General features: G+C 36.7%; 23 protein-coding genes and 1 tRNA gene. 20 read left to right on the top strand and 4 right to left on the bottom strand.

What is annotated here, in order from left to right; translation table 11 throughout:
* Positions 1-26 precede the first annotated feature (26 nt).
* From GX437_11420 to lepB, 7 genes are all read left to right on the top strand, one after another.
* On the top strand, positions 27-695 hold the full coding sequence (locus tag GX437_11420) for a PrsW family intramembrane metalloprotease (GenBank protein NLJ08269.1): 669 nt from the start codon (positions 27-29) through the stop codon (positions 693-695).
* 42 nt (positions 696-737) lie between these two features.
* Complete coding sequence (locus GX437_11415) at positions 738-1,202, top strand: hypothetical protein (protein NLJ08268.1); 465 nt, start codon at positions 738-740, stop codon at positions 1,200-1,202.
* Positions 1,203-1,343: 141 nt separating this feature from the next.
* Positions 1,344-2,126 (top strand): ParA family protein, encoded by a 783-nt coding sequence (locus tag GX437_11410; protein NLJ08267.1) that lies wholly within the window; start codon positions 1,344-1,346, stop codon positions 2,124-2,126.
* 15 nt (positions 2,127-2,141) lie between these two features.
* The gene (locus GX437_11405) at positions 2,142-3,035 is read left to right on the top strand and encodes a ParB/RepB/Spo0J family partition protein (protein NLJ08266.1); all 894 of its coding nucleotides are present in this window, start codon (positions 2,142-2,144) and stop codon (positions 3,033-3,035) included.
* Between the two features lies 1 nt (position 3,036).
* Positions 3,037-3,606, top strand: coding sequence for a hypothetical protein (locus GX437_11400; protein ID NLJ08265.1), 570 nt, complete (start codon positions 3,037-3,039; stop codon positions 3,604-3,606).
* Between the two features lie 2 nt (positions 3,607-3,608).
* Positions 3,609-4,346, top strand: a complete 738-nt coding sequence (dapB, locus tag GX437_11395) for a 4-hydroxy-tetrahydrodipicolinate reductase (protein NLJ08264.1) — start codon at positions 3,609-3,611, stop codon at positions 4,344-4,346.
* 6 nt (positions 4,347-4,352) lie between these two features.
* Entirely contained in the window at positions 4,353-5,777 is a 1,425-nt protein-coding gene (gene lepB, locus GX437_11390) for a signal peptidase I (protein ID NLJ08263.1), read from the top strand.
* A 25-nt stretch (positions 5,778-5,802) separates the two neighbouring features.
* Here lepB and GX437_11385 read toward each other — a convergent pair whose 3' ends face one another.
* Both GX437_11385 and GX437_11380 read right to left on the bottom strand, forming a co-directional pair.
* Positions 5,803-6,768, bottom strand: coding sequence for a threonylcarbamoyl-AMP synthase (locus tag GX437_11385; GenBank protein NLJ08262.1), 966 nt, complete (start codon positions 6,766-6,768; stop codon positions 5,803-5,805).
* Positions 6,769-6,792: 24 nt separating this feature from the next.
* On the bottom strand, positions 6,793-7,164 hold the full coding sequence (locus GX437_11380) for a response regulator (GenBank protein ID NLJ08261.1): 372 nt from the start codon (positions 7,162-7,164) through the stop codon (positions 6,793-6,795).
* A gap of 217 nt (positions 7,165-7,381) precedes the next feature.
* Here GX437_11380 and yidC point away from each other — a divergent pair, with 217 nt between their 5' ends.
* From yidC to GX437_11355, 5 genes are all read left to right on the top strand, one after another.
* Positions 7,382-9,247: a membrane protein insertase YidC gene (gene yidC / locus GX437_11375; GenBank protein NLJ08260.1), complete on the top strand. Its 1,866-nt coding sequence runs from the start codon at positions 7,382-7,384 to the stop codon at positions 9,245-9,247.
* A 150-nt stretch (positions 9,248-9,397) separates the two neighbouring features.
* On the top strand, positions 9,398-10,708 hold the full coding sequence (locus GX437_11370) for an HD domain-containing protein (protein NLJ08259.1): 1,311 nt from the start codon (positions 9,398-9,400) through the stop codon (positions 10,706-10,708).
* 69 nt (positions 10,709-10,777) lie between these two features.
* The gene (locus GX437_11365) at positions 10,778-11,356 is read left to right on the top strand and encodes a plasmid pRiA4b ORF-3 family protein (protein ID NLJ08258.1); all 579 of its coding nucleotides are present in this window, start codon (positions 10,778-10,780) and stop codon (positions 11,354-11,356) included.
* A 9-nt stretch (positions 11,357-11,365) separates the two neighbouring features.
* The gene (gene miaA / locus GX437_11360) at positions 11,366-12,277 is read left to right on the top strand and encodes a tRNA (adenosine(37)-N6)-dimethylallyltransferase MiaA (protein NLJ08257.1); all 912 of its coding nucleotides are present in this window, start codon (positions 11,366-11,368) and stop codon (positions 12,275-12,277) included.
* A 40-nt stretch (positions 12,278-12,317) separates the two neighbouring features.
* Positions 12,318-13,061, top strand: a complete 744-nt coding sequence (locus GX437_11355) for an NADPH-dependent oxidoreductase (GenBank protein ID NLJ08256.1) — start codon at positions 12,318-12,320, stop codon at positions 13,059-13,061.
* 5 nt (positions 13,062-13,066) lie between these two features.
* Here GX437_11355 and GX437_11350 read toward each other — a convergent pair whose 3' ends face one another.
* Together GX437_11350 and GX437_11345 are read right to left on the bottom strand one after the other, a co-directional pair.
* Positions 13,067-14,827 carry a long-chain fatty acid--CoA ligase gene (locus tag GX437_11350; protein ID NLJ08255.1) on the bottom strand — a complete coding sequence of 587 codons (1,761 nt, stop codon included), beginning with the start codon at positions 14,825-14,827 and terminating at the stop codon, positions 13,067-13,069.
* Between the two features lie 88 nt (positions 14,828-14,915).
* The gene (locus GX437_11345) at positions 14,916-16,106 is read right to left on the bottom strand and encodes a HAMP domain-containing histidine kinase (protein ID NLJ08254.1); all 1,191 of its coding nucleotides are present in this window, start codon (positions 16,104-16,106) and stop codon (positions 14,916-14,918) included.
* Between the two features lie 279 nt (positions 16,107-16,385).
* Between GX437_11345 and GX437_11340 the strand changes: the two genes are divergently transcribed.
* The 8 genes from GX437_11340 to GX437_11305 form a co-directional block, all read left to right on the top strand.
* Positions 16,386-16,460 (top strand) — tRNA-Val (locus tag GX437_11340).
* Between the two features lie 185 nt (positions 16,461-16,645).
* On the top strand, positions 16,646-19,126 hold the full coding sequence (locus tag GX437_11335; GenBank protein ID NLJ08253.1) for an AsmA-like C-terminal region-containing protein: 2,481 nt from the start codon (positions 16,646-16,648) through the stop codon (positions 19,124-19,126).
* Between the two features lie 63 nt (positions 19,127-19,189).
* Positions 19,190-19,765 (top strand): sigma-70 family RNA polymerase sigma factor, encoded by a 576-nt coding sequence (locus tag GX437_11330; protein NLJ08252.1) that lies wholly within the window; start codon positions 19,190-19,192, stop codon positions 19,763-19,765.
* A 30-nt stretch (positions 19,766-19,795) separates the two neighbouring features.
* Positions 19,796-20,659 (top strand): hypothetical protein, encoded by an 864-nt coding sequence (locus GX437_11325; protein NLJ08251.1) that lies wholly within the window; start codon positions 19,796-19,798, stop codon positions 20,657-20,659.
* Between the two features lie 56 nt (positions 20,660-20,715).
* Positions 20,716-21,237, top strand: coding sequence for a tetratricopeptide repeat protein (locus GX437_11320; GenBank protein ID NLJ08250.1), 522 nt, complete (start codon positions 20,716-20,718; stop codon positions 21,235-21,237).
* Between the two features lie 117 nt (positions 21,238-21,354).
* A complete protein-coding gene (locus GX437_11315) occupies positions 21,355-21,702 on the top strand; it encodes a hypothetical protein (protein ID NLJ08249.1) in 348 nt (115 codons plus the stop codon).
* Between the two features lie 81 nt (positions 21,703-21,783).
* Positions 21,784-23,277 (top strand): trypsin-like serine protease, encoded by a 1,494-nt coding sequence (locus GX437_11310; GenBank protein ID NLJ08248.1) that lies wholly within the window; start codon positions 21,784-21,786, stop codon positions 23,275-23,277.
* Positions 23,278-23,288: 11 nt separating this feature from the next.
* Positions 23,289-24,830, top strand: a 1,542-nt coding sequence (locus GX437_11305) for a caspase family protein (GenBank protein NLJ08247.1), incomplete at its 3' end; no start/stop codon positions are given.

Raw genomic sequence — 24,830 nt, 5'->3', positions numbered from 1 at the left:
TTATCTTTGACCCCAAAAAAAAGTTTGTGAACCTGCTTGTTATTTCAGTTGCACCTGTCTTCATCATTCTGGTTTATATCTATTTCCGCGATAAATACGAAAAGGAACCGATAGGACTTTTACTACTTAGTCTTTTCTCAGGAAGTCTGGTTGCTGTGGCAGCCATTCTGATTGAAAATTTTCTCAGTACTTTCAATACTTATACAGAAACGTACCGCTCTGCAGCATACAATGCTTTTGTAGTAGCTTCCTTTTCTGAAGAAACATGTAAGTTTCTGGCACTTTACCTGTTAATATGGCGCAATAAAAACTTCAATGAGCGATTTGACGGAATTGTCTATGCTGTTTTTGTATCACTCGGATTTGCCATGATAGAAAATCTGTTTTATGTCTATTCAGGTGGAATGTCAACAGGAGTAGTCAGGGCATTTACGGCTATTCCCCTTCATGCCTTTACAGGAATATTCATGGGTTTTTATCTCGGTTTTGCACGTTTTCAGGTCGGGAACAAAATGGCAAATTTTATTCTTGCCTTTGTTATCCCTTTTCTGATTCATGGTTTATACGATTTTTTCCTGATGACACAGCAGGCAATAATGATTGCTGTCTGGTTACCTTTTTTTATTTACCTGTGGATTAAATCGTTCAGGAAGATGAAAACACTCTCAGATTTATCAAAAGAAGATTTAATTTAACTATTTTTGAACCTTACTTCAAACTGAATTGAAACAATAATTATGGGTATTTTAAGTGCTTTAAGACGAGATTTAAAAGGTTTAGCCAAATATTATGGCCTTGCCCAATGGCTGCTGAGAATAGCATTGCTGGTTTATGTTTATGTGAATTATGGCAAAAGGCTCATGTATTTTGACTTCAGTAGTGAGTATTTCTTACTCTCAGTTGTCTATTTTCTGGGGGCAATCTTTATTTTTCTAGGAGGATTTTCCAAAACTTCTGAAATAACAAGAACTTTTGCTGTCATTACAGCCATTGTTCTGACGGCCCATCTGGCTGCCTCTTTTATCCTCTACAAATCTATTGATTCTGAATTTTCTGATAAATTGCTCTTTCTTGGCGTTCTTTTTTACTTTGCAACCTTAAGTAAAAGGAATGATTTTTACTGGCGTCAGAAACATCATCACGAATCAGTAGAGGTAGAAGAGCTTTTGTCAAAAAGGGAGGATTCATCTGCAAATAGCTGATATTCAATTATTAAATTATTTATCCACAATTCACCCTGAGCGGGTTAAACTTGCCTTCAATAAAAAACTTAAGTCGATATATTTGCATGAAGAATAAAATGACCGAAATAGCGATTTAATTCATAAAAGGCAACAAATAAGATGGGAAAGATTATCGCAATTGCAAATCAGAAAGGCGGGGTAGGAAAAACCACTACAGCCATTAACCTTGCTGCAAGTCTGGCTGCCCTTGAATATAAAACCCTGATAGTAGATGCCGATCCGCAGGCAAATGCCACTTCCGGAGTAGGTTGTGATCCCAAAACTGTAAAAACTTCGATTTACGAATGTATCATCAATAATTTGAATCCAAAGACAGCCGTCTTATCGACTCAGATTCAGAATTTGTACATTCTGCCTTCTCACATCGATCTGGTAGGTGCTGAAATTGAATTAATCGGAATGCCAGAAAGGGAGAGAATGATGCAAAAGGTTTTAAAAAAAATACAATCAGACTATGAGTTCATTTTAATTGACTGTTCTCCTTCCTTAGGAATTATAACAACAAATGCACTGACAACAGCTGATTCGGTGATTATTCCTGTGCAGTGTGAATATTTTGCCCTGGAAGGGCTTGGAAAACTGCTTAACACAATTAAAATTGTACAGAACAATCTAAATACTGCCCTTGAAATAGAAGGTATTTTACTGACCATGTACGATGTCAGGTTAAGGCTTGCCAATCAGGTAGTTGAAGATGTTAAAATGCATTTTCAGCAACTTGTTTTTGATACCATTATTCACCGGAATATAAGGATAAGTGAAGCACCGGGTTTTGGGGTTCCTGTTTTACTTCACGACCATGAGGGCAGGGGATCAGTGAATTATCTGAATCTTGCCAAAGAAATTCTGACAAATAACAATTTACCGCTTGTAAAAAAGTAAACTTACTTTTAAGATATGAATGCAAAAAAACAAGGATTAGGAAGAGGTTTAAATGCGTTGCTTGAAAATACTGAAACAGATATTACAGGGAAAAATGCCCCACCTTTGTTCAGTGTGGCCGAAATTCCTATTTCTGATATTGAAGCCAATCCTTTTCAGCCAAGGGAAAACTTCAATGACAAGGAGCTTGACGAACTGGTAGAATCTATTAAAGTTCACGGACTTATTCAACCAGTTACCGTCAGGAAGATGGGGTATGGAAAATATCAGCTCATTTCAGGGGAAAGAAGAACTAGAGCCGCCATCAGGGCAGGACTTGAAAAAATACCGGCATACATCAGGGTAGCAGACGATCAAGGCATGCTGGAGATGTCGTTGATTGAAAATATACATCGTGAAAACCTGAATGCTATCGAAATAGCCATCAGTTATAAAAGACTTATCGAAGAATGTAACCTGAAACACGAAGATGTGGCGACACGTATCGGCAAAGACCGCTCGACAGTAACCAACTACCTTCGTTTATTAAAACTTCCGGTGGAAATACAAGTAGCCATACGCGATCAGCAAATCAGCATGGGGCATGCACGTTGTTTAATTGGTATTGAAGAGCCTGAAGTTCAGTTACATCTGTTAAAACTTATTATTGAAGAAGATCTTTCTGTGAGGGAAGTAGAAGAATTAGCCCGTCAGTCAAAGGATGAATTAATTGAAGTCAAGCCACAGACTCCTGAAAAAAAGAAAGCCGAAAAGCCCGAGAAAATCATTGCATTAGAAAAAGAGTTATCGGAGAAAACACAGTTAAAAATAAAAATCAAGATTAAAAAGCAGGGGAAAGGAGAACTGATTTTACCATTTAACAGTGAAGAAGAATTGGAGTCTATTACGAGGATTTTAAACAGGGAATGATTTGATTATTTGTTTCCGACATAATAATGCAATCCTATTATCATTTTTTATTGTAGCCATCTTCTTTCAGTCAACTGCACAGAATACACAGAAGAAAAAGGAAATCAATCCAAAAACCTCAACGATTGCCTCTGCTATTATTCCCGGAACCGGACAGATTTTAAACGGACAATGGTATAAAACTCCTATTGTTTATGCAGGTTTAGGTACATGTTATTATTTTTTTAACACCAATCGCCTGAATTATCTTGATTTTAAAGAAGCATATCTTCTTCGAACTGATAACAATCCATTGACCATCGATAAATATGATCCGGTCAATGGTACAGCGAAGGACCGCTATGAAAAAGCTACACAGTTAAAATCACTTCGTGACTATTACAGAAGAAATCTTGAATTATCATTGATAGCTACGACAGGAGTGTATATTCTGAACATAATTGATGCTTATGTGAGCGCCCATCTCAGGAGCTTCGACCGGATGGATGATATTGGATTTTCTACGGAAATAATAAAATTGCCTCTTGATGGGTCATTATTTGCATTAACTGGAATCACTTATAAATTTTAATTATGAAGATTTTTCTTTTTGGTTATGGAAAAATGGGCAAAGAAATCGAGAAAATGGCCCTTTCACGCGGACACGAAATTACAGGTATCTATGATCCTTACTTTGTGTTTAAATTTGACAGTAAGGCATTTGAAAATGCGGATATTGTGATTGATTTTACCACACCCGGAAGTGCAGTTTACAATATCATTAAATGTTTTGAAGCCAATAAGCCCATTGTAGTTGGTACAACAGGCTGGTATCATGAATTTGATGAAGTTGAGAACCAATGTAAAAAACACAACGGAGCCTTGTTTTATGCTTCCAATTTCAGCATTGGGGTTCATGTTATGTTAAAAGCATGTGAATTGCTGGCCAAAATGGTCAATCAATACAAATCCTATAAAATAAGCATTTCAGAAGCTCATCATGAGCACAAAAAGGATGCTCCCAGCGGTACCGCCATCACCATAGCCAACACCATGCTTAGAGAACTTGATAGCTACAAAGAGTGGAAAGCCTATCCCGATCATTCTGACGCACGTCCTGATGCCGGAATTCTGCCGGTTTACTATCATCGTGAAGGAGAAATTGTTGGCATTCATGAAGTAAGCATTGAATCTGATATTGATAGAATAGTTATTGAACATGAGGCATTTAGCAGAGCTGGTTTTGCCACTGGTACATTAATTGCAACCGAATGGCTCATTGGTAAAAAAGGAATTTACACCATGCAACACCTTTTCGACAACAATAAATAAAATCAAATGTTATCTCCCGGTTTTTATATCTTCATTGCCCTGTATTATTTGCTGTTATCAGTAAGTCTATACAGATTGTTCCCTCATGGAAACGAAAAAAACTGGAAAGGGCTTGTCCCTGTTTACAATCTTCTGGTGATGCTTAAATTTTCAGGCAGGCCATGGTGGTGGATTTTCCTGTTGATAGTGCCGGGAGTCAACCTGCTGATGTTATTGCTGATGGTGATTGCCTTGCTGAAATCTTTCGGTATTTATGGCTCAAAAAATACATGGTATACTGTTTTCGCACCTTTATCATTGATTTATCTGTCATTTGATAAAAAACTCAAATATGTTGGGGCAGGAGGAGATGAAGCATTTAAAGAAAGCAGAAAAAAAAGTAAATCAAGGGAATGGGCAGATGCCATCATTTTTGCCGCTATTGCTGCAACCATTATCCGTTGGTTTTTTATTGAAGCCTATACCATCCCGACACCTTCAATGGAAAAATCATTGCTTGTAGGTGATTTTCTGTTTGTCAGCAAAGTAAATTATGGTCCCCGGATTCCCATGACACCAATTGCTTTCCCTTTCGCCCATCATACGATGCCTGTTATTAAAACAAAATCATATGTAACCTGGTGGAAAATTCCTTATACCAGAATACCCGGATTTCAAAAAATAAAAAACAACGATGTAGTAGTTTTTAATTATCCGATGGAGGATTTCAGGCCTGTTGATAAGCAGGAAAACTACATAAAAAGATGTATCGGCATTCCGGGAGACACCTTATTCATTAAAAACAGACAGGTTTATATCAATTCAAAACACGTAAAACTGCCTCCCGATGGTCAATATCGTTATTATGTCAAAACTGATGGTTCCGGATTCAGCAAACGACATTTACACGATTTAGGAATAACTGATTATCAGTCGTTACTTGGTGACGGGTCGGAGTATATTATGTGGCTAACCATCGAAAATGCCAATAGAATCAGTAAGTTTCAGAATGTGAAAAAGATAGAACCTCTGATAGATCCGGAAGGAACTTTTGATCCTAATTTTTATCCGTTCTCAGAGCGATTGAAGTGGAATGTTGACAATTACGGGCCAATTTATATCCCTAAAAAGGGTGATAAGATTGCACTGAATGAAGATAATTATGCCATTTATCAACGTCCGATTCGTGTTTATGAAAATAACCCGGACTTTACGATGAAAGACGGTAAGTTTTACTTAAACGGAAAAGAAATTACCCACTATACTTTCAAAATGAATTATTACTGGATGATGGGGGACAACCGCCACAATTCAGCTGATTCCCGCATGTGGGGTTTTGTTCCTGAAGATCATATTGTTGGTAAAGCATTGTTTATCTGGATGTCGTGGGATAAAGAGGGAAGAGGTATCAACAAAATCAGATGGAACCGCCTGTTTCAGGCAATTCATTAAAAGTAGTTTCGAGATCAATCTTGTGTTATTGCTCAAAAGTAGCAGCAGCTTTTCTGATCCTGTCGTTAATAGCCTTTCCGATTCCTTTGTCAGGTACAAGTTCAGCTAAAATCAAATCGAATTTTAATTCATCAAGTTCGTGGAGAAACTGAAAGAAATTCCTTGCGGCTTCTGTAAGCTCTGAATTGGGGGATAAAATACGTTGATGCTCATGTGGGAATTCCTTTGAATATGTATTAAACTTCAGCAAGCAGACATTTTTCACAAAATATTCTTTTTTAAATGATTGAAAATCAATAATTTTAATAGGAGTTTGTGTCGCATAATGCTTATTCAACTGACCGGCAGTTTCCACTTTAGATTGCTCATTGGCCATTACAGGAAATATTCCGGTAGCTTCGGCAATTTCCTCAGCACTGATAGCTCCTTTACGAAGTATCATCAATTGATTTTGATGAAATTTCACAATTGTTGATTCGATACCGATTTTTGTTGGTCCTCCGTCTAAAATATATTGAATTTCATTTCCTAACTGCTTGTCAACATGAGCAGGAGAGGTGGGGCTTACCCTGCCAAATTTATTGGCACTCGGAGCGGCAAGAGGAAAAGAAATCTTATTTAACAATGAAAGCGTCAGTTTGTTATCCGGCATCCTGATAGCAACTGTTGGCAATCCGCTGGTTACTATATCGGGGATTATTTCATTCTTTTTGACGATGAGGCTCAGTGGCCCCGGCCAGAAACGTTCTGCAAGCTGAAAAAGGACAGCTGGAATATCAGTGCCGTATTTTTCAATATCTTCTTGCTTGCCAATATGAAGTATTAATGGGTCAAAAAAAGGCCGGTTTTTAACTTTAAAAATATTAATGATGGCATCAACATTCAGGGCATTGCCTGCAAGTCCATATACTGTTTCGGTCGGAATGGCAATAATTTCCCCGTTTTCAAGCAGTTTACGTGCAAAACCTATATCTGATCCTATCAGAGCCAACTGAATTTTTATTTGTGATTTTAATTACAGGTATTTGTTTAATAAAGGCAGCAGTGCGGATGATCTGAAGGGTTTGATTATAAAATCATTACATCCATATTCCATGCATTTGCTTTTTGAAGTAAACATGGCAAAGGCAGTAATGGCAATAATGGGAACGTCTTTGTCAAACTCCCTGACCTTTTGGGTTACTTCAAAACCGTCAAGTTCCGGGAGCTGAATGTCCATGATTATCAAATCATATTTATTATTCTGAATTGCCTGCATGGCCTGCAATCCGTCCGTTACCCAATCAAATTCAATTTTTTTCGATCTTAAAATGGCTTCAAGTAATCTGTAATTTGAAGTGTTGTCTTCAACTATCAGTATTTTTTTATTCTTCCATCTATCTTCCATGAAAAGAAATATTAAAATGCCATTTTTTGATTTACTAAAATGATTTTTTCAAACTGTAAAGGTATAATTTTATGAAAAATTGCAATAAATAATTTTTTTAAAAGATACCAAGGCATTTCAAAAACTGTATGCAGGCGGAAATAAATAAATTTTAATTAGTCAATAACAGTCTGCTTAACAGAGAAGCCTTATTTTTGCGGTTCAAAAAAAATTTTTAATGGACCGTAATTCGCTGATTGGCTTCGCACTTATCACTGTTGTGCTTGTATTTTTTTATTACATCAACAAACCTTCTCAGGCCGAGATTGAAGCAAGGAAACGTGCAAATGATTCCATTATTGCTGTTCAGGATTCTATCGCCAAAGCTAAAGAATCCATTGCCTTACAAAATAAAGCTGACAGCTTCGTTACGAAGACAGATACTTCAAAGGAAACCGTATTACCCGAACCGCTAAAAAAACTTGTTTCTGATAAATCAGATATTCTGACGCTTGAAAATGAACTTCTTAAGCTTAAATTTTCTTCCAAAGGAGCAAAAATAGTTTATGTTGAACTTAAAAAATATAAAACTTTTAACAAAACACCTTTGATTCTGATGGACAGCATGGACGGAGATTTTGGCTATCAGTTTATCTTTCAGAATCAGGTCGTAAACACAAGCATGCTCAATTTTGAACTCATCAGAGCAGATACAAACAGCAATAATAAACAACTCGTTTTTAGGTTAAAAGTTGACAGCAATTCTTACATCGACCACATTTACACGCTGCAACCCAACAATTACATGCTTGATTTTAAAATCGAAATGAACGGGCTGGATAAAATTATTCCCCGCACTATTTCTTACATAGACATGAATTGGTACGGGAAAATCAGGCAAACCGAAAGAAGTAATGCCAATAATAAAATTCTTGGTACAGCTCCGACCATTCATTATCGCTATGTCAATGAAAAACCACTCAAACTAACTGAAAATAAAGACGTTAAGCAGGATATCTCGGTTGGTAAAATTGAATGGGTGGCTTTTAAACAACATTTTTTCACACAGACATTAATTAATAAGGATGGTTTTTTAAGAGGATTGGTGAAAACTGAAAGCATTACCGGAGATTCCCTTTACCAGCGAAAAATGGAAGCAACACTAAGTATGGCTTTTACACATCAGCCCAAACAAACTTACAACCTTAGTTTTCTCTTTGCCCCCAATCATTTTAAAACGCTGGCGAAGTACAACCTAAAGCTTGAAAATCAAATCAATCTCGGAAAAGGAATTATCCGCTGGATAAACGTTGGAATTGTTATTCCTACCTTTAACATACTTTCAAACGCTATAGGAAATTTCGGTCTGATTATCTTGCTTTTAACCATTATCATCAAGATTGTATTGCTTCCTCTGACTTATCGTTCCTACCTTTCTACTGCCAAAATGCGTGTATTAAAACCCGAAATTGATGCCATCAAAGAAAAGGTCGGGAAAGATCCGGCAAAATTACAGACCGAAACCATGAAATTGTACAGGAGTGCAGGAGTCAGCCCGATGGGCGGATGTTTACCTATGTTGCTTCAGATGCCGGTACTCATCGCTCTTTTCAGGTTTTTCCCTGCCTCGATTGAGTTGCGGCAGGAATCTTTCCTTTGGGCAAAAGACCTTTCCACTTATGATTCTATCTGGAACTTTCCAAATAATTTTTCTATTCCGTTCTATGGCGACCATGTCAGCTTATTCACCATCCTGATGACCATTTCGACCTTGATTTATACCCGTATGAATTCAAAAATGATGGGAACAAGCAATGATGCCATGGCCAAACAGATGCAGATTCTTCAATACATCATGCCGATTATGTTTCTTGGGTTTTTCAATAATTACTCTGCAGGATTGAGCTATTATTACTTTTTAGCCAACATTTTCACTTTTGGACAGCAATATCTTTTCAAGCTGGCCATCAATGAAGAAAAGCTCAGGAAGAAGATTGAGGAAAACAAAAAGAAAAAGTCGTCAAAACCTGCCAGCAAATGGCAGCAGCGACTCGAAGAACTGCAGAAGCAACAACGTCAGAGAGCTTCTCAGGTGAAAAAATAAGTAAGTTTCTACATTTAAAATTATTCCTTGACTCTAAACTTTGAAAATATTTCCAAAGCCGTTCGGTATGGCAGGATTTTCAGGCTGCTGAAAGAAACCGCTGAAGAGCGTCAGGAAAAAATATATATTGTTGGTGGTTGGGTACGCAATATGTTGCTCGGCATCAAATCCAAAGATATTGATTTTATGATCATGGGAAATGTCTTTGAATTCGCCAGACATTTTGCCTCAAAAACAGGTAAAAATCCTGAAATAGTTTTTTTTAAAAATTTCGGAACGGTCAACCTGAAAACTGCAGGCTACGAAATTGAATTTGTCGGAGCAAGAAAAGAATCGTACCTGCAGGACTCACGAAATCCGCTGGTTTCGGAAGGTAGTTTTGAAGACGATTTAAGCAGGAGGGATTTTACAGTAAATGCACTTGCCGTCAGTCTGAACAAGGAAGATTTTCTTGAGTTGATTGACCTTTTTCATGGCCTTGACGACCTTGAAGATAAAATTTTACGAACCCCTTCCGACCCTGATCAGACTTTTTCTGATGATCCTTTAAGAATGATGAGGGCAATACGATTTGCTACCCAGTTGAATTTCAGAATTGAGCAGGCGACTTTCGATTCTATCTGCAGAAATGTTCAAAGATTACAGATTGTTTCACCTGAGCGGATAAGCGATGAGCTGAATAAAATAATTTCAGCAAATCTTCCTTCTACAGGATTTTTATTGATGTATGAAACAGGTATTTTGCAGTTGATTTTTCCCGAACTGGTAGATTTGAAAGGAACGGAAACCGTTGATAATAAATCACATAAGGATAATTTTCTTCATACCCTTCAGGTGCTCGACAATGTGGCTGAAACCTCAGATAACCTATGGCTTCGCTGGGCAGCTTTGCTGCACGACATCGGAAAACCACAAACCAAACAATATGATGAAGAAAACGGATGGACTTTTCACGGACATGAGGTGGTTGGGTCAAAAATGGTTACCGATATTTTCAGAAGATTCAGGCTACCATTGAATGAAAAGCTGAAATTTGTTAAAAAACTTGTCTTTTTGCATTTACGTCCTATCGCATTGACCAAGGAGGAAGTAACAGATTCTGCATTCAGAAGGTTAATTGTTGAGGCAGGGCAGGATCTTGATGAACTGTTGCTTTTATGTAAAGCCGACATTACTTCGAAAAATCCGTACAAGGTCAGCAATTACCGCTCAAAATTTGATGAAGTAGCAGAGAAAATCCTTTTGGTACAGGAAAAAGACAGACTAAGAAACTGGGAAAACCCTGTAAAAGGCGAGTTAATCATGAAGACATTCGGGTTAAAACCATCAAAGGAAGTAGGAATGATCAAGGAAGCCGTTAAAGAGGCTATTCTGGAAGGTACAATTAACAATAATTTTGAAGAAGCCTATAGATTTATGATTAATTTTGCTGAAAAATTAGGTCTTTATCCGGTTGATTAATTCTTAACACAAATTATTTTTGGAGTCACTTCTAAACAATGAAAAACAGCAACAAATAAGGAATTTTTTATGGGAGTAGTAAAACTTAAAGTATCACTGAAAAGCAATCCGCATGTTTACCGTGTAATGGAAATACCCGATACTTACAATCTGGCACAGTTGCATCACTTCATCCTAAAAGCCTATGAATTCGACCCCGGAGAGTTTGCATCTTTTTATCTGAATTATGAGAACAGAAAAGATATGATTGAAATATGTCTTTCTGATATGCAAAAGGATGGGGAATGTACACTCATGAAAAATGTCAGAATACGGGATGTTATTAAAACAACGGAAGATAAACTGACGTATATATATGATTTTCTGAACATGTGGACTTTCGATATCGAGGCGATTCAAACCAACATGAAAGAAAAAGAAGGAGCAAAATATCCTGCTGTTGTTGAATCCATCGGAGAACCTCCTAAACCCGAAGATGGATCAGGATTTAATCTTGAAGATCTAAGCCCTGAGGATATGGAACTTATGCGGGAACTGATGCAAAGCAACGAAGAAATGTTCGATGATGAGCTTGGCTTTGACTCAGATTTTACTGATGAAGATTTTGAAGATTATTCCGACTTTGAAGATGATGAATATAAATACTAATTAAATGGAATGCCCGGTCTGACGGCAGTTTTTATATTAGGCCCTACCGCCACCGGTAAAACCGATTTTTCAATTTCATTTTCTAAAAAGGTTAACGGTGAAATAATTTCCTGCGATTCCAGGCAGTTTTACCGGGAGTTAAATATTGGTACTGCAAAACCGACAACTAATCAGCTGAATGAAATTAAACATCATTTCATCAATTCTTTATCGGTTCATCAGCCATACACTGTTGCAGATTTTGAAGAGGATGCTCTTAAAATCATTGAAAAACTTTTCAGGGAAAGCCGTGTACCTATCATTGTTGGTGGATCCGGCCTTTTTGCCAAAGCTATTTCTGAAGGCCTCGACAAAATCCCCGAGACAGACCCTGCAATCAGGAAACAGTTGGTTGAGGAGCTTCAAAATGATGGAATAAATGTTTTGCTTGAAAAACTTAAAAATCTTGATAATCAATATTTTAATGAAGTGGATAAAAACAATCCAAGGCGTATTATCCGTGCACTTGAGGTCTGCATTTCGACAGGGAAACCTTTTTCCTATTTCCGGCAAAAGGCTCCTCAGAAAAGAAACTTCAATATTTTGAAAACAGGTTTTTATTTGCCGACAAATATTCTTTATGCAAAAATTGATGAAAGATGTGAGCAGATGCTTCAACAGGGATTGCTTGAAGAAGTTAAATTTCTATATCAATGGAAGGATTTACCGGCATTAAAAACAATTGGTTATCAGGAGTTTTTTGATTACATGGAGAATAAAACAAGTTTACCGGAAGCGATTAAACTTTTTAAACAGCATAGCCGCAATTATGCAAAAAGACAGATGACATGGTTCAGAAAAGATAGCAGCATCAGATGGTTCGATGCAAATGAAAAGGAAAGCGCAGAAAAATATCTGATTGAAATGCTTAATCAGGAATAAATTCTGATTTTTGAACCGGAAATAAAACAAAAACAAACGCATGAACAAAGCAATATTTTCGCATCGAAGTATCCGTAAATACAAATCAGATCCTATCCCTGAAGATTTATTAAAAAACATACTCGAAGCCGGCTCAAGAGCCTCGACAACAGGAAACATGCAGGTATATTCCATCATTGTTACAAAAGATGAGGATTTAAAAAAACAACTCTGGGAGTGTCATTTTAAACAGAACATGGTACTGGAGGCTCCTGTTGTTCTGACTTTTTGTGCCGATTTTAACAGATTTAGCCGATGGTGCCGGCTCAGGAAAGCTGAACCCGGATACAATAATTTCCTTTCTTTTTTTACTGCTGCCATCGATGCACTTCTCGCTGCCCAGAATGTTTGCATTGAAGCAGAAGAAAACGGATTAGGCATCTGTTATTTAGGTACTACGACCTATATGGCAAACAAAATTATTGATGTTTTAAAACTTCCTCAACTTGTTGTGCCTGTAACGACTGTCGTGCTTGGCTATCCTGATGAACAACCCGGACTCACTGACAGACTGCCCATGGAAGGAATTATTCATCAGAATACCTATAAGGACTATACTCCCCACGATATTGACATGATTTATTCTTTAAAAGAAAGTATGGGAATTTATCAGCAATTTGTTGATGAGCATCAGCTTGAATCACTGGCTCAGGTTTTTACGGAAAAGAGATATACTAAAAAAGACAACGAATTTTTTTCGGAAGAATTCCTGAAAGCAATCAGAAGGCAGGGATTTTTGCAATAACACGATTATTTAAAAAGCTTTTTAATCGCATCTTCATATTTTTTTTCTATCACACTTCGTTTGACTTTTAGGGTAGGGGTAAGTTCCCCTGTTTCGACTGCCCATTCATCAGGAACCAGTTCAAATTTGATAATTTGCTCATGTGGATTGAAAAACTGATTGTAATAGTCTATTTCTTTCTGAAAACGCTTTCTGACTTCAGGATTTTTAACAACATTTATTTTGTTCCCAAACCCATGTCCTTTAATGTTACACCAGTTTTTTAAATATTGAAAATCAGGGCTGATAATTGCCGCAACAAACTTCTGATTTTCACCGAGTATCATACATTGTTCGATGAATTTTGATTCTCTCAGCTTGGTCTCCATAAGTTCAGGAATGATGTATTTTCCCATCGAAGTTTTGAACATTGACTTTTTACGTCCGGTAATCTTGAGAAATTTACCATCTACCAAAATACCCAAATCGCCAGTGTGCAACCAGCCTTCATCATCAATGACTTCATCTGTCAGCTCGGGAGCCTTGTAATAGCCTTTCATCACATGAGGACCACGCGTCAGTATTTCGCCATCCTCAGCAATTTTAACTTCAATGTTGTTTAATGGAACCCCAACTGTTCCAAACCTGAGTTTTTCCCGTTTTAGTTCATTGACAGCAATGACGGGAGAAGATTCTGTCATACCATAGCCCTCGAGAACAGGAACACCTGCAGCCCAGAATATTCTTGCAAGTCTTTCCTGAAGGGCAGCCCCACCCGAAACGATGAATAAAATCTCATTTCCAAAAGCGGCTCTCCATTTACTGAAAACCAGTTTATCTGCAATTTTAAGTTTGAAAAGATACCATGCTGAATTACCGACTTCCTTATATTGATCACCAAGTTTAACTGCCCAGAAAAAGATAGCTTTCTTTATGCCTTTCAGGTTGCGTCCCTTAAACATGATTCTGTCGTAAACCTTTTCGAGTAAGCGGGGAACCGTTGTAAATGCATGAGGCTTGATTTCCTGAATGTTATCTACAATGGTACCCATATTTTCGACATAATAAATCGAACATCCTGCATATTGAAAAACATATTGCACCATTCTTTCATAAACATGGCAAACAGGCAGATAGGATAATATTCTTGAGGTTTCATCAATGGGAAAATTCGGCCGGCAGGCTTTTACATTGCTGATAATGTTATTGTGTGAAAGCATTACTCCCTTTGGCTTTCCGGTTGTTCCTGAGGTATAGATGATGGTAGCAACATCATCAGGTTGTATGGATGATTTGATTTCTTCCAGTTTTTCAGGTACCTGGTTGTTTTTACCAAGTTCTAATATTTCAGTCCAGAGTTTATCGATACCATTTATTTTTTCAAAACTGTAAATAGCTGATATTGATCCGGATTCTTCATAGGTTTTTCTGATTCTCGAATAAATGGCATCAGACGATATAAAGACATATTTACTTTCTGAATGACGAAGGATGTAGTCATATTCTTCTTCCGTGATGTTTGGATAAATAGGAATGTGAATTGCACCTATCTGCATGATTCCCATATCAGCAATGTTCCATTCCGGACGGCTGTTGGTGATAGTGGCTATTTTATCGCCACGCTTTATTCCAAGGGCAAGCAGACCATAACTGAAATAATTTGCTTGCAAAATGTAATCGGATGACGAAACAGGTGTCCATTTCCCGTTTACTTTTGAACAAATGGAAATCTCTTTGTCATAACTTTTCTGATATTCAAGGATATCAAACAGGCGGGTAAATTTCATCATGATGTATTTTTTGAATGAAACACAAAAATAAAAACAAAAGGGAGCAAATATAGGATAAGTTCAATATTTAACAACCTGACATTAATCATTTTAATGGTCTGAAGGGCTTTTTTCGTAAAACAATCCTGAAGGTTGTTCCTTTGCCAAGCACTGAATCCTTTACGAAGATTTTTCCTTTGTGAAACATTTCAATGATGCGTTTGCTTAAAGAAAGACCCAAACCCCATCCCCGCTGACTTGTTGTATAGCCGGCTTTAAAAATTGTGCGGAATTTTGATTTGGGAATTCCTTTTCCCGTATCGCTGATATCAATGAATACGTTTTTCTGATTTTCAGTAATGTTGATTTTTATCTCCCCGTTACCTTCTATTGCATTGATGGCATTTTTACATAAGTTTTCAATGACCCAGTCAAACAGTGAAGGAATGACAGGGGCAGTGATTTCTTTATTGATTTCAGGTTCAAAAACTATTTTCACTCTTTTTGAGAGTCTTGGCTTAAGATAATTGACAGATTCTGTTATCAGTTCATAAATATTCCTTATTTCAGGTTTTGGGATAGACCCGATTTTTGAAAACCTGTCGGTGATTAATTCGAGACGTTTAGTATCTTTTTCAAATTCATCCAGCAATTCGGCACTAATAACTCCTCCTGATAATTTAATGTTTTCCTTGAGTGCGATAAGCGATGAGACAGGGGTACCAAGCTGATGGGCCGTTTCTCTTGACATCCCGCTCCAAACCTTGTTTTGCTCATATTTTCTGGATGAATTGAATGCAAAATAGGAAACTAAAACGAATAAAATGACCAAAAACAATTGAACATAAGGATAAATTGTAAGTTGGGTAATGAGTTTTGAATTTTTATAATAGATGAGCTGAACCTGATGATTCGAAAAGGTAATCGGAATAGGTGGATATTGTTTTTTCATGCTTGCAAGCTGGCGTTTCAGATAGGTCGAATCTTTTAAAACAATTGATGAATCAAGGTTTCTGAACTCAAGAATATTGTCGTTGGTATCTGCCAGTATAACAGGTATGTTTTCGTTCGACATTATGATTCTAAACAAAAAAGAAATGTCGTGAACGCTTTCAGGATCAGTAAAACTGCTTATTAATTCTGTATAGGCATCTGCCAGAAGTGAAACAGTTTTGTACTGGTCTTTTTTCAGGTCTTCAACCAAATAGCGGGTATAAACAAGCGATCCAATGGAAATAAGTATGGCAAAATTCAGTAAAATTAGTTTCCAGTACTTCTTTTGTTGATAATTTATCATTCAAAGAAACTTTTATTTTCATTCAAAAATACACGACAATAGTATAAAAGGGAAATAATGTTTATATTGTAGTAATCTACCATAGCGGTATGCTTCACAGGTAAGCAGGATGAAATTCCCGGCTATAAATTTATCGAAATTAAAATTGTAGCCTATTGATAATGAATAAGGTAAGGATAAATAAAAAATTTAGCTAAACAGATAGCAGGTATTCAAATAAGGATTCTATCTTTGCAGCGTCATTACGATAGGTAATACGACCGAAAAAGATTGTTTTCAGGGCGCTTAGCTCAGTTGGTTTAGAGCGTCTGCCTTACAAGCAGAAGGTCACAGGTTCGAATCCTGTAGCGCCCACTTCCTTCACACCACTTTCTCCAATATCACTTTCATATCTCTTTAAGTAAAGTATTGTATTTCAGGTAAATAATAATTATCAAAACATGAATTTCTAAAGAAAATTTCCTGATTTCCGCTAATGTGAATAACGCACTGAAATAATTCAGAATTTTTGCAGTTTATTTGCATCAAACAAACAGAAAATGACGTACAGAAAAGTAAATACTTTGCTGCTTTCCCTGATAGCCCTCTTGTCTCTTTCTTCAGTTTTTTTTCTATATTTACTGACTTTTCAGGAAGATTTTGCCAAAATACTCAATAAGCAGTTAAAGAATTATATTTCGTCTCCTTATCAGATTGGTACGGCTCATATATCTCCTTTTCGTAATTTTCCAAATATCGCTATTCTGGCAAAAGATGTCATTATTTATGAAAATCCCCAATCGGGAAATAAACCGCTAATTACAATAAATAAATTATACCTACAGCTCGATTTCTGGTCTTTTTTCAGGAAAAATTTCATTGTTGAAAAACTTGAGATCGATGAGGTTGCCATTCAAGCATATATCGACCAGAATGGCATCACCAATTTTAATGTCCTGACCAGTTCAGATCAAAAATCCGGTGATTTTGACCTTGACTTAAATAAAATAATTTTGAAAAATACCAGACTGAATTTTTTATCTGAGAAAGATCACACATCGTTTAAAGGTAATTTTGAAAAACTACAACTGAAAGGAAAACTTCAATCTGAAGAGTTTAATATGGTTTCAAAGTTAAATGGTGAAATCATCAGCTTTTATGTCGATTCAATCCGGATTTTCAACAATACTCCAATAGCAATGAATGCTGATATTCAGGTAAATACTTCACAAAATCTTTATAAAATCAATCATTTTACGGCAAACCTTGATGAAACCTCATGGCTTCTTTCCGGTCAATTAAAGAGTCGTGAAAAAATGTTTCTTGATTTAAAACTCAATTCTGATAACATTAACTTAGCTGAAGCTATTCGAATTCTTCCGGTTAAAGACAAAGATACACTCTCAAACTTTGAATTTAACGGGAAAGTCTCCTTTAAATCCACTATAAAAGGGATGATTTCGGATACTGTTTTACCTGAAATCAAAATTAATTTCAATTTAGCAGATGCTGCTGTCAGAATTATTGATAAAGATATATTATTCAACAAAATAAACCTGTCAGGGAATTTTTCAAATGCTGGTTTTGCCAATCATAAAAACGGACGGCTGACAGTTGACAGGGCAGAGGTATTTCATCAGAACACCAGTTTGAATTTGAAATTATCAGCTGATGATCTGATACATCCTTTTATTCGAATGGAATGTCAGTCAACGCTTGAACCGGATTTATTAGCATTATTAGGTGGTTTGGATGAATTCAAAAACATTTCGGGAAAGCTTGATTTTAACATTAAGGTTAATGGATATATGGACAGCCTGAAGTCTCTTAATTTCAATCAGAGCGATATCCGAATCAAGCTTACATTAAAAGAATTCAGCTTCAGATATGATGACTATGATATAAAAAAACTTACAGGAACAGTCAATACCGAAGAGAATAATTCCAGGATTTTAATAATCAATAGTTTGAGTGGAATTTTCGACCAGACTGATTTTAAAATGAGTGGAAAAATACAAAATTATTTAAGTTTACTCGACAGCTCAGGAAAACCTGCTGCTTTCAATATAAAACTAAATGCCGGCTCTCTGACACTTGACAAATATCTGAAATCAGAATCATCTGGTAATAATGACCAAAGTGAAGGCTATAAATCCGTAGTTTTTCCTGAGAAAATATTATATCTTGCAGATATTGAAGTAGTTAGACTCAAATATCAGAATTTTACAGCAGAAAATGTAAAAGCCAGACTTAAATATTTAGATAATGAAATAAGCGTTTCGGATGCAAGATTGACCACTGCAAAAGGAAAACTGAGTGGCTATGGAAAAATTTTCCCTTCCGGCAATGATAAATTTCAGATAGATGGAATTGTTCATGTTTCGGATATGGAAATCAAAGAAATTTTCAGGGAAATGGATAATTTTGATCAGGATTACATTACAGACAGGCATTTAAGCGGAATTACTGACGGGAACCTTCAATTTAGTTTGAAATTTGATTATTTGTTTATCCCGGATGAAGCAAGTTTGTTTTGTCTGGCAGATGTGGTTGTAAGTAATGGTAATATCAGGAATTTTGAGCCATTAAAAGACCTTTTTGGTTTTGTCAGGATGAAAAAGCTTGAAGATGTTAAGTTTGACAAGCTTGAAAATACCATTTTAATTAAAGAAAGAGTTATAACCATTCCATATATGAATGTTTCAAACACGGCTTTCAATATTGCATTGTCTGGCACGCATACTTTTGATAATCATATAGATTACTATTTTAAAGTAAATCTTACGGATTTATTTTTCAAAAGATATAACCGGAATATAACAGAATTTGAAGCTTCTGAGAAAAGCAGCAATGGAGGCATCAACATTTATGTGAACATGACCGGTACTGTTGATGACTATAAGCTTAAATATGAACAAACTAAAGCGAAAGAGGCATTCAAAAGAAGTGAATCAATAAAAAAAACAGAGCTTAAGGAGAAAATAAAAACGCCCAGAAAAGAAAATCAGCAGGAAATGGAATTTTATTGGGAAAATGAATAGAAAAATATTATTTTAGGATTATTCTAAATTTGTATCTTTGCTTAAAATAAGTATATCGAAAATATGAATCCTCAGAAACTTTTGGAGGAAATCAGGAACGGTAATGAAAAAGTTTTAATAAGGTTTTATACAGAAAACCGTAATTCATTTATTGCTTATGCTTATAAAAAATATGGATTAGACCATGAAATTCTCAAAGAAATTTATCAGGATGCTGTATTGGCATTCAGAAACAATATAGTAGAAGGACGATTAACACAATTTACCTGTAAGCCAAAAACCTATTTGTTTGAAATAGGAATTCATCTGATAGGTAAAGAAATACGTAAAAAACAGCATGAAGTCAGAATGCCTGAACATCTGGAAAATACCTATCAGGATAAGGATGCTGATTTGTTTTCAAAGATGGAAATGAATGAAAACGAGGAATTAATACGACAGGAATTAAAACGGATTGGGGAGAAATGTTTTAAACTGCTATATGCATTTTATTATGAGAAAAAAAGCATGGAAACGATAGCCTTTGAGCTGAATTATACCAATGTTGACAGTGCAAAAAGCAGTAAATACAATTGTTTTCAAAAACTTAAGGAGGCTGTGCTAAAAAATTTCAGCAGAATTAATTTACAAACCAATTAAACATGGTATTTAAGTCTGAATTTTAATTTCATGGAAGAAACAAACAGCAATATTGAACTTTTTGACAGTTATATCCGAGGCGAACTTAGCGAAAGTGAAAAAGAATCTTTCGATAAAAAACTGTCGGAAGACCCGGAATTAAAAGCAGATTTTGAAATCTACCTTAGTATCGTTAAAGGAATTAAAGCTGCTTCAGAAGATTATCTCCGTGAAAAATTCAAAGAAATTGATTTACAGGAAAAAACCTTGCTTTCAGGCAGAAAACTGTCTACTTATTTGGCTATTGCTGCTGCTATCGTCCTTTTCGTAGTAGTGGGCATTTCTGTTATTATAAAAATTCAGCAAACACAAAAACATAAAGAATTTTTGGCTCAGGAACAACAAACCGATTCCAATCTGATTTCACCAAAAGATACTTCACAATCTGCTAATAAACCTGTTGAGCCGCAGAAACCTGCCGGTGAACGCATGAAACTGCTTGCAATGAATGCATATAATGACTACTACACCCAATATCCCAACAAAGTATTCCCCAAAAGCAGGGGAGAAATCCCGGTGGATAGTTTTGAAAGGGCAATGTACTACTACGATCAGCAAGACTATTTGAAAGCAGAAGAGTTATTGAAAAATCTAAAGGATATAAAAGAAGCTCAGTTTTACTATGCCATGACTCTACTCTCTTTAGATAAAAACAAATCTGCATTGAGTTTGCTTTTAAAACTCCAGGCTGAACCTTCATTCAAATTTTATTACCCAAGTATCTGGTATGCAGGAATGGCCTGTTTAAAGCTTGAAAATATTGAACAGGCTATTCTGGAGTTTCAGAAACTTACAGTTGAAAAGAACCCATATTCAGCACAGGCTGAATCAATTTTAAAAATCTTAAAACAATAAATTTACCTTTTTGAAAGATGTGGTATTTAACAATCAAAATGAAAAAAAGAGAAAAGATGAGAAAATTTAGAACCATGATGTTAACCACAGTCAGCATATTGATCACCGCCAGCATAACACCAGCCTTTAGTCAGGACAAAGCCGACATATACTTCAGCAAGGGAATGGAAAAATTCAGTGAACGTTCATACGACAGTGCTCTTTACTACTTTAGCTTAGCAATAGAACAGAGGCCTGATTTTGCGGATGCCTATTTCAGAAGAGGATTGACTCAGGATGAACTTGGCAATAACGAACAGGCATTAACCGATTATAGTAAAGCAATTTCAATTAAACCCATGCCGGTGTACTACAACAATCTGGCTATGATGAATGTCAGAATCGGAAAGTTTGAGGAAGCAATGAATTTGTACAACAAAGCCATCGATCTTGACAGCAATTATCTTGTGGCCATTTACAACAAAGGCCGCCTTTATCTGGAAATGGAAAATACAACAGAAGGTTGTTATTATATGAAAAAAGCATATTTTAAGGGATTGACTGTTGTGGAAGATGCTATTAACTATTTTTGTAATTAGGAACTATTTTATTAACCAATAAATTTTAATGCAATGAAAAAAGTTTTCTTAACCTTATTCGCAGGTTTCTTAGTAAGTGGATTTCTGTACGCTCAAGTACTCCCACTCACAGATCAGATGTCATCAACCAAAGCAGCTGCCTCAAGAGGTACTGCCGTTGAAAAACCTTTGAACAGTGCAACAAAAGCTCCTGAAGCAGTTCGCCCAGCTACAAAAGGTGGAACAGCCACACGTGGTGGAAGCTGTTACATTACTTTTGACAACTGGACTAACTACTACATTGACTGCTATGTCAATAATGTACTGCAGGGATATGTTGCACCATGGGGTAAAGGTTCTGTAACCGTTTCAGGCGGCAGCACAAAAGTTTATGCAGAAGCTCTCTTTGATGACGGAAGCAAACTTACCTGGGGACCGCAGACCAAATCCTGCGACAACCAGGAATGGAATGTAACCCTTTACTAAACTACACTTTTGACGGGCACTGCAGATGAATAGGTTATTCCTGCAGTGCCCGAAGTGTAAAAAAGCTAAAAAATCAAAATTATGAAAAAGATATCAGCAATATTGACAGCCATCTTCATCACCATCTCACTTCATGCTCAGACAGTTTCCGATATGCTCGAGAATGCGCTGAGTGCAGTGGTAACTGTAGCTGTTTATAAAATGGATTATGCCAATAAAACTCTTGGTTATCGCGGAGATAACAACGTGGATATGGCCTACGACCATGCCCTTCGCCTCGATGGAGCAAAAGGTTCGGGTTCCGGTTTTGTAATTACCAGAAACGGTAAAAAATACATTATTACCAATGCTCACGTGGTACAGGATGCCTCAGATGAAAGAGGGAGCATCAAGGTTTACAGCATCAGCGGAAAAGCTTATGATGTCAGAATTCTCGGAGGAGATTCATTTTATGATATTGCTGTTCTTGAGTTTATCACACAGCCGGGGGCAGAAATTACCACCCTCGACTTCAAAAAAACAGAACCACGTATTGGCGAATCTGTTTATGCCATTGGCAACCCGCTTGGAGAATTTCCCTATTCTGTTTCGAGTGGTATTATCAGTGCCAAAAACAGGGTCAGAGGTGGTTATACAGGAAAATTCGGATTCCTTCAAACAACTGCCACCATTATTTGGGGTAACAGTGGCGGGCCTCTGGTAGATCAGGCCGGCAAAGTAGCCGGGGTCAACACCAAAATAGCTTATGCCACTTCTCCGACAGGTGAACAGGTTATCCAGTCTCAAATAAATTTTGCCCTTGAGGCTAAAATTGCAGAAAGAGTTGTCAATGATATCATTAACAACAATGGAAGGGTCAGAAGAGCCTATTTCGGCCTTGAAATCTCCCAAAAATCAAATTACAGATACATCAGCAAAAGTACCTATGATTACGTGTTGTCTGATTCAATACCTGTTATTTCAGGTATAATACCAAATTCACCGGCAGCCACTATCTTTAATCAATACATGGGATGGGGTATTACACATGTCGGCAATGTCGAAGTCAGAAGTGTGGAAGAGGTTCTTGGTGAATTTGAAAAAGTGCTACCCGGTGCTTCGGTTGTATTGACCTTAAAATCAGGAAGTACCGTAAAAAAAGTCAGCATTACTGCTGGCGAATTATTAGATCAGCAATTGGAGGATATTGGTCTGTATGTAATGGATCAGATAACCAAAATGAGTTTAGTCGAAAAACAACCCAACCTGCTTGTATCTCTTAATGAAAACAAATATTACAAATACCAGGGGAATAAATACAGCAGTGCACCTCTGAACAAAGCCTCTAACTCACCTTCTTCTCCTTCCTATTCAAACTACTATCTTATCGCTGCAGGAATTGTCAATAAGGATTTCGTTAATATGTGGAAAACCGAACAACTGAAATATTTCGGTGCTGTTATGAGAATTTGCGGTATTGCCGGAGTGGTTGACTTTTATTTGTTAAAGCCCAACGACAATATTGAAAATGTTCAGACCATGCGTCATTATCTTTCAGGAGATGAAAATATCTTAAAAGAAACTCTTTGGTATTAAAATTAAAAAAAATGAAAAGGTTAAATCTTGTTATCCTGCTGATTGCCGGTATCTTAATGTCAAATCTGGTATTGGCACAAAATAAACTAGCCCTTGTAGTTGCTGTTGGAAAATATCCGAAAGAAGGGGGATGGGGAACCATTAGTTCCGAGAAGGATATTCCTCTGATTACAAATGCTTTGAAACTTCAGGGGTTTACCGATATAAAAATTATTCAGGATGCAGAAGCTACCAAAGATGGAATTGTGAAAGCCATTAATGATCTGACAAAACGAGCACAGAAGGGAGATGTAGTGGTTTTTCATTATTCAGGACACGGCCAGCAGATTATGGATGACAACGGAGATGAAATGGATGGATTTGATGAAGCATTGGTGCCTTTTGATGCCCATATGAGATATGAAAAGGGTGTTTATGAAGGAGAAAAACACCTACGTGATGATGAGCTGGATTCACTGTTCATCAAATTAAGACTTAAGCTCGGTGAAACAGGTAACCTGCTCGTTATTCTTGATGCCTGCCATTCGGGGACAGCCACAAGAGGGATAGCCAAAGCGAGGGGAACTTTTGAAAAAATGTGTCCTGCCGGGTACAACCCTGTTACCAGTGCTGCAAAAGAAAGTGGAATGATTACAAAAGGCAATGCTTCGAGAGGAGCCAATCAGGGAATAGCCCCCATGTTTGTCCTTAGCGGAGCATCTCCAAGCCAGTTAAATTACGAAGCTTTTGATGAAGAAGGCAATTCGGTTGGCTCTCTTTCCTATGCCTTCAACAGAGCCATGAGAACATCTGATAAAAATACAACTTACCGTGCTTTGTTTGAAAAAATAAAAGTCGATATGAGTGTGTTGGCACCCAATCAGCAACCTCAGGCTGAAGGAAGCATGGATGTCCCTGTTTTCGGTGGTAATGTGGTCGAACAGAAAGCATATTACATCATTGAAAAGTGGCAGGATGCCAACAATATTCAGATTAATGGAGGCAAAATCGTTGGTATTTATGAAAATTCTAAAGTCGGACTTTACCCGATCGGAACCACCGATCCTTCAAAATCAGCACCATTTGCTACAGGAAAAGTGGTATCTTCCACTAATTTCAATGCCATGATCAGCCTTGATAAAGATATATCTAAAGAAAACATTAAGAACTACTGGGTCTTTGTAACCGAGCAAAGTTATGGTGATTTGAAAGTAAGTGTCAAACTCGATATTGCAGCAGAAAATCTGAAAAAGCAAATGGAAGAAAGCTTGAAAAGCCTTGCCTTTGTTCAGTTTACCGAACAAAATCCTGACCTGATTATCGAATATGGGAACAAATATACAAGGGGAAACAACCTTCAGGTTTTTTCAGCCAAAGACATGATACTTTACAATGAAAGTTATTCGGAAACAAAAGGAAATCAGATAATTAAAGATGTCACAGAGCTTATCAAAGCTTATGCTCAGGGTAATTTTCTCAGAAACCTTGAAATGGTTGCTGAAAATTATAATGTTGAATTTGAATTCATTCCGGTAACCGTCAATGCCGATGGAACGGTCAAAGAAAAACTTTCC

The organism is Sphingobacteriales bacterium (assembly GCA_012517435.1).
In the GTDB taxonomy this organism is placed as follows: domain Bacteria; phylum Bacteroidota; class Bacteroidia; order CAILMK01; family JAAYUY01; genus JAAYUY01.
This window is presented reverse-complemented; position numbering and strand designations above follow the sequence as displayed.

What these genes read in the sequence shown, in the direction of transcription:
- GX437_11415 (NLJ08268.1), top strand. Translation starts at nt 738, where the DNA reads ATGGGTATTTTAAGTGCTTTAAGACGAGATTTAAAAGGTTTAGCCAAA.
- GX437_11410 (NLJ08267.1), top strand. Translation starts at nt 1,344, where the DNA reads ATGGGAAAGATTATCGCAATTGCAAATCAGAAAGGCGGGGTAGGAAAA.
- GX437_11405 (NLJ08266.1), top strand. Translation starts at nt 2,142, where the DNA reads ATGAATGCAAAAAAACAAGGATTAGGAAGAGGTTTAAATGCGTTGCTT.
- dapB (NLJ08264.1), top strand. Translation starts at nt 3,609, where the DNA reads ATGAAGATTTTTCTTTTTGGTTATGGAAAAATGGGCAAAGAAATCGAG.
- lepB (NLJ08263.1), top strand. Translation starts at nt 4,353, where the DNA reads ATGTTATCTCCCGGTTTTTATATCTTCATTGCCCTGTATTATTTGCTG.
- GX437_11380 (NLJ08261.1), bottom strand. Translation starts at nt 7,164, where the DNA reads ATGGAAGATAGATGGAAGAATAAAAAAATACTGATAGTTGAAGACAAC.
- yidC (NLJ08260.1), top strand. Translation starts at nt 7,382, where the DNA reads ATGGACCGTAATTCGCTGATTGGCTTCGCACTTATCACTGTTGTGCTT.
- GX437_11370 (NLJ08259.1), top strand. Translation starts at nt 9,398, where the DNA reads ATGTTGCTCGGCATCAAATCCAAAGATATTGATTTTATGATCATGGGA.
- GX437_11365 (NLJ08258.1), top strand. Translation starts at nt 10,778, where the DNA reads ATGGGAGTAGTAAAACTTAAAGTATCACTGAAAAGCAATCCGCATGTT.
- miaA (NLJ08257.1), top strand. Translation starts at nt 11,366, where the DNA reads ATGCCCGGTCTGACGGCAGTTTTTATATTAGGCCCTACCGCCACCGGT.
- GX437_11355 (NLJ08256.1), top strand. Translation starts at nt 12,318, where the DNA reads ATGAACAAAGCAATATTTTCGCATCGAAGTATCCGTAAATACAAATCA.
- GX437_11350 (NLJ08255.1), bottom strand. Translation starts at nt 14,827, where the DNA reads ATGAAATTTACCCGCCTGTTTGATATCCTTGAATATCAGAAAAGTTAT.
- GX437_11345 (NLJ08254.1), bottom strand. Translation starts at nt 16,106, where the DNA reads ATGATAAATTATCAACAAAAGAAGTACTGGAAACTAATTTTACTGAAT.
- GX437_11335 (NLJ08253.1), top strand. Translation starts at nt 16,646, where the DNA reads ATGACGTACAGAAAAGTAAATACTTTGCTGCTTTCCCTGATAGCCCTC.
- GX437_11330 (NLJ08252.1), top strand. Translation starts at nt 19,190, where the DNA reads ATGAATCCTCAGAAACTTTTGGAGGAAATCAGGAACGGTAATGAAAAA.
- GX437_11325 (NLJ08251.1), top strand. Translation starts at nt 19,796, where the DNA reads ATGGAAGAAACAAACAGCAATATTGAACTTTTTGACAGTTATATCCGA.
- GX437_11320 (NLJ08250.1), top strand. Translation starts at nt 20,716, where the DNA reads ATGAGAAAATTTAGAACCATGATGTTAACCACAGTCAGCATATTGATC.
- GX437_11315 (NLJ08249.1), top strand. Translation starts at nt 21,355, where the DNA reads ATGTCATCAACCAAAGCAGCTGCCTCAAGAGGTACTGCCGTTGAAAAA.
- GX437_11310 (NLJ08248.1), top strand. Translation starts at nt 21,784, where the DNA reads ATGAAAAAGATATCAGCAATATTGACAGCCATCTTCATCACCATCTCA.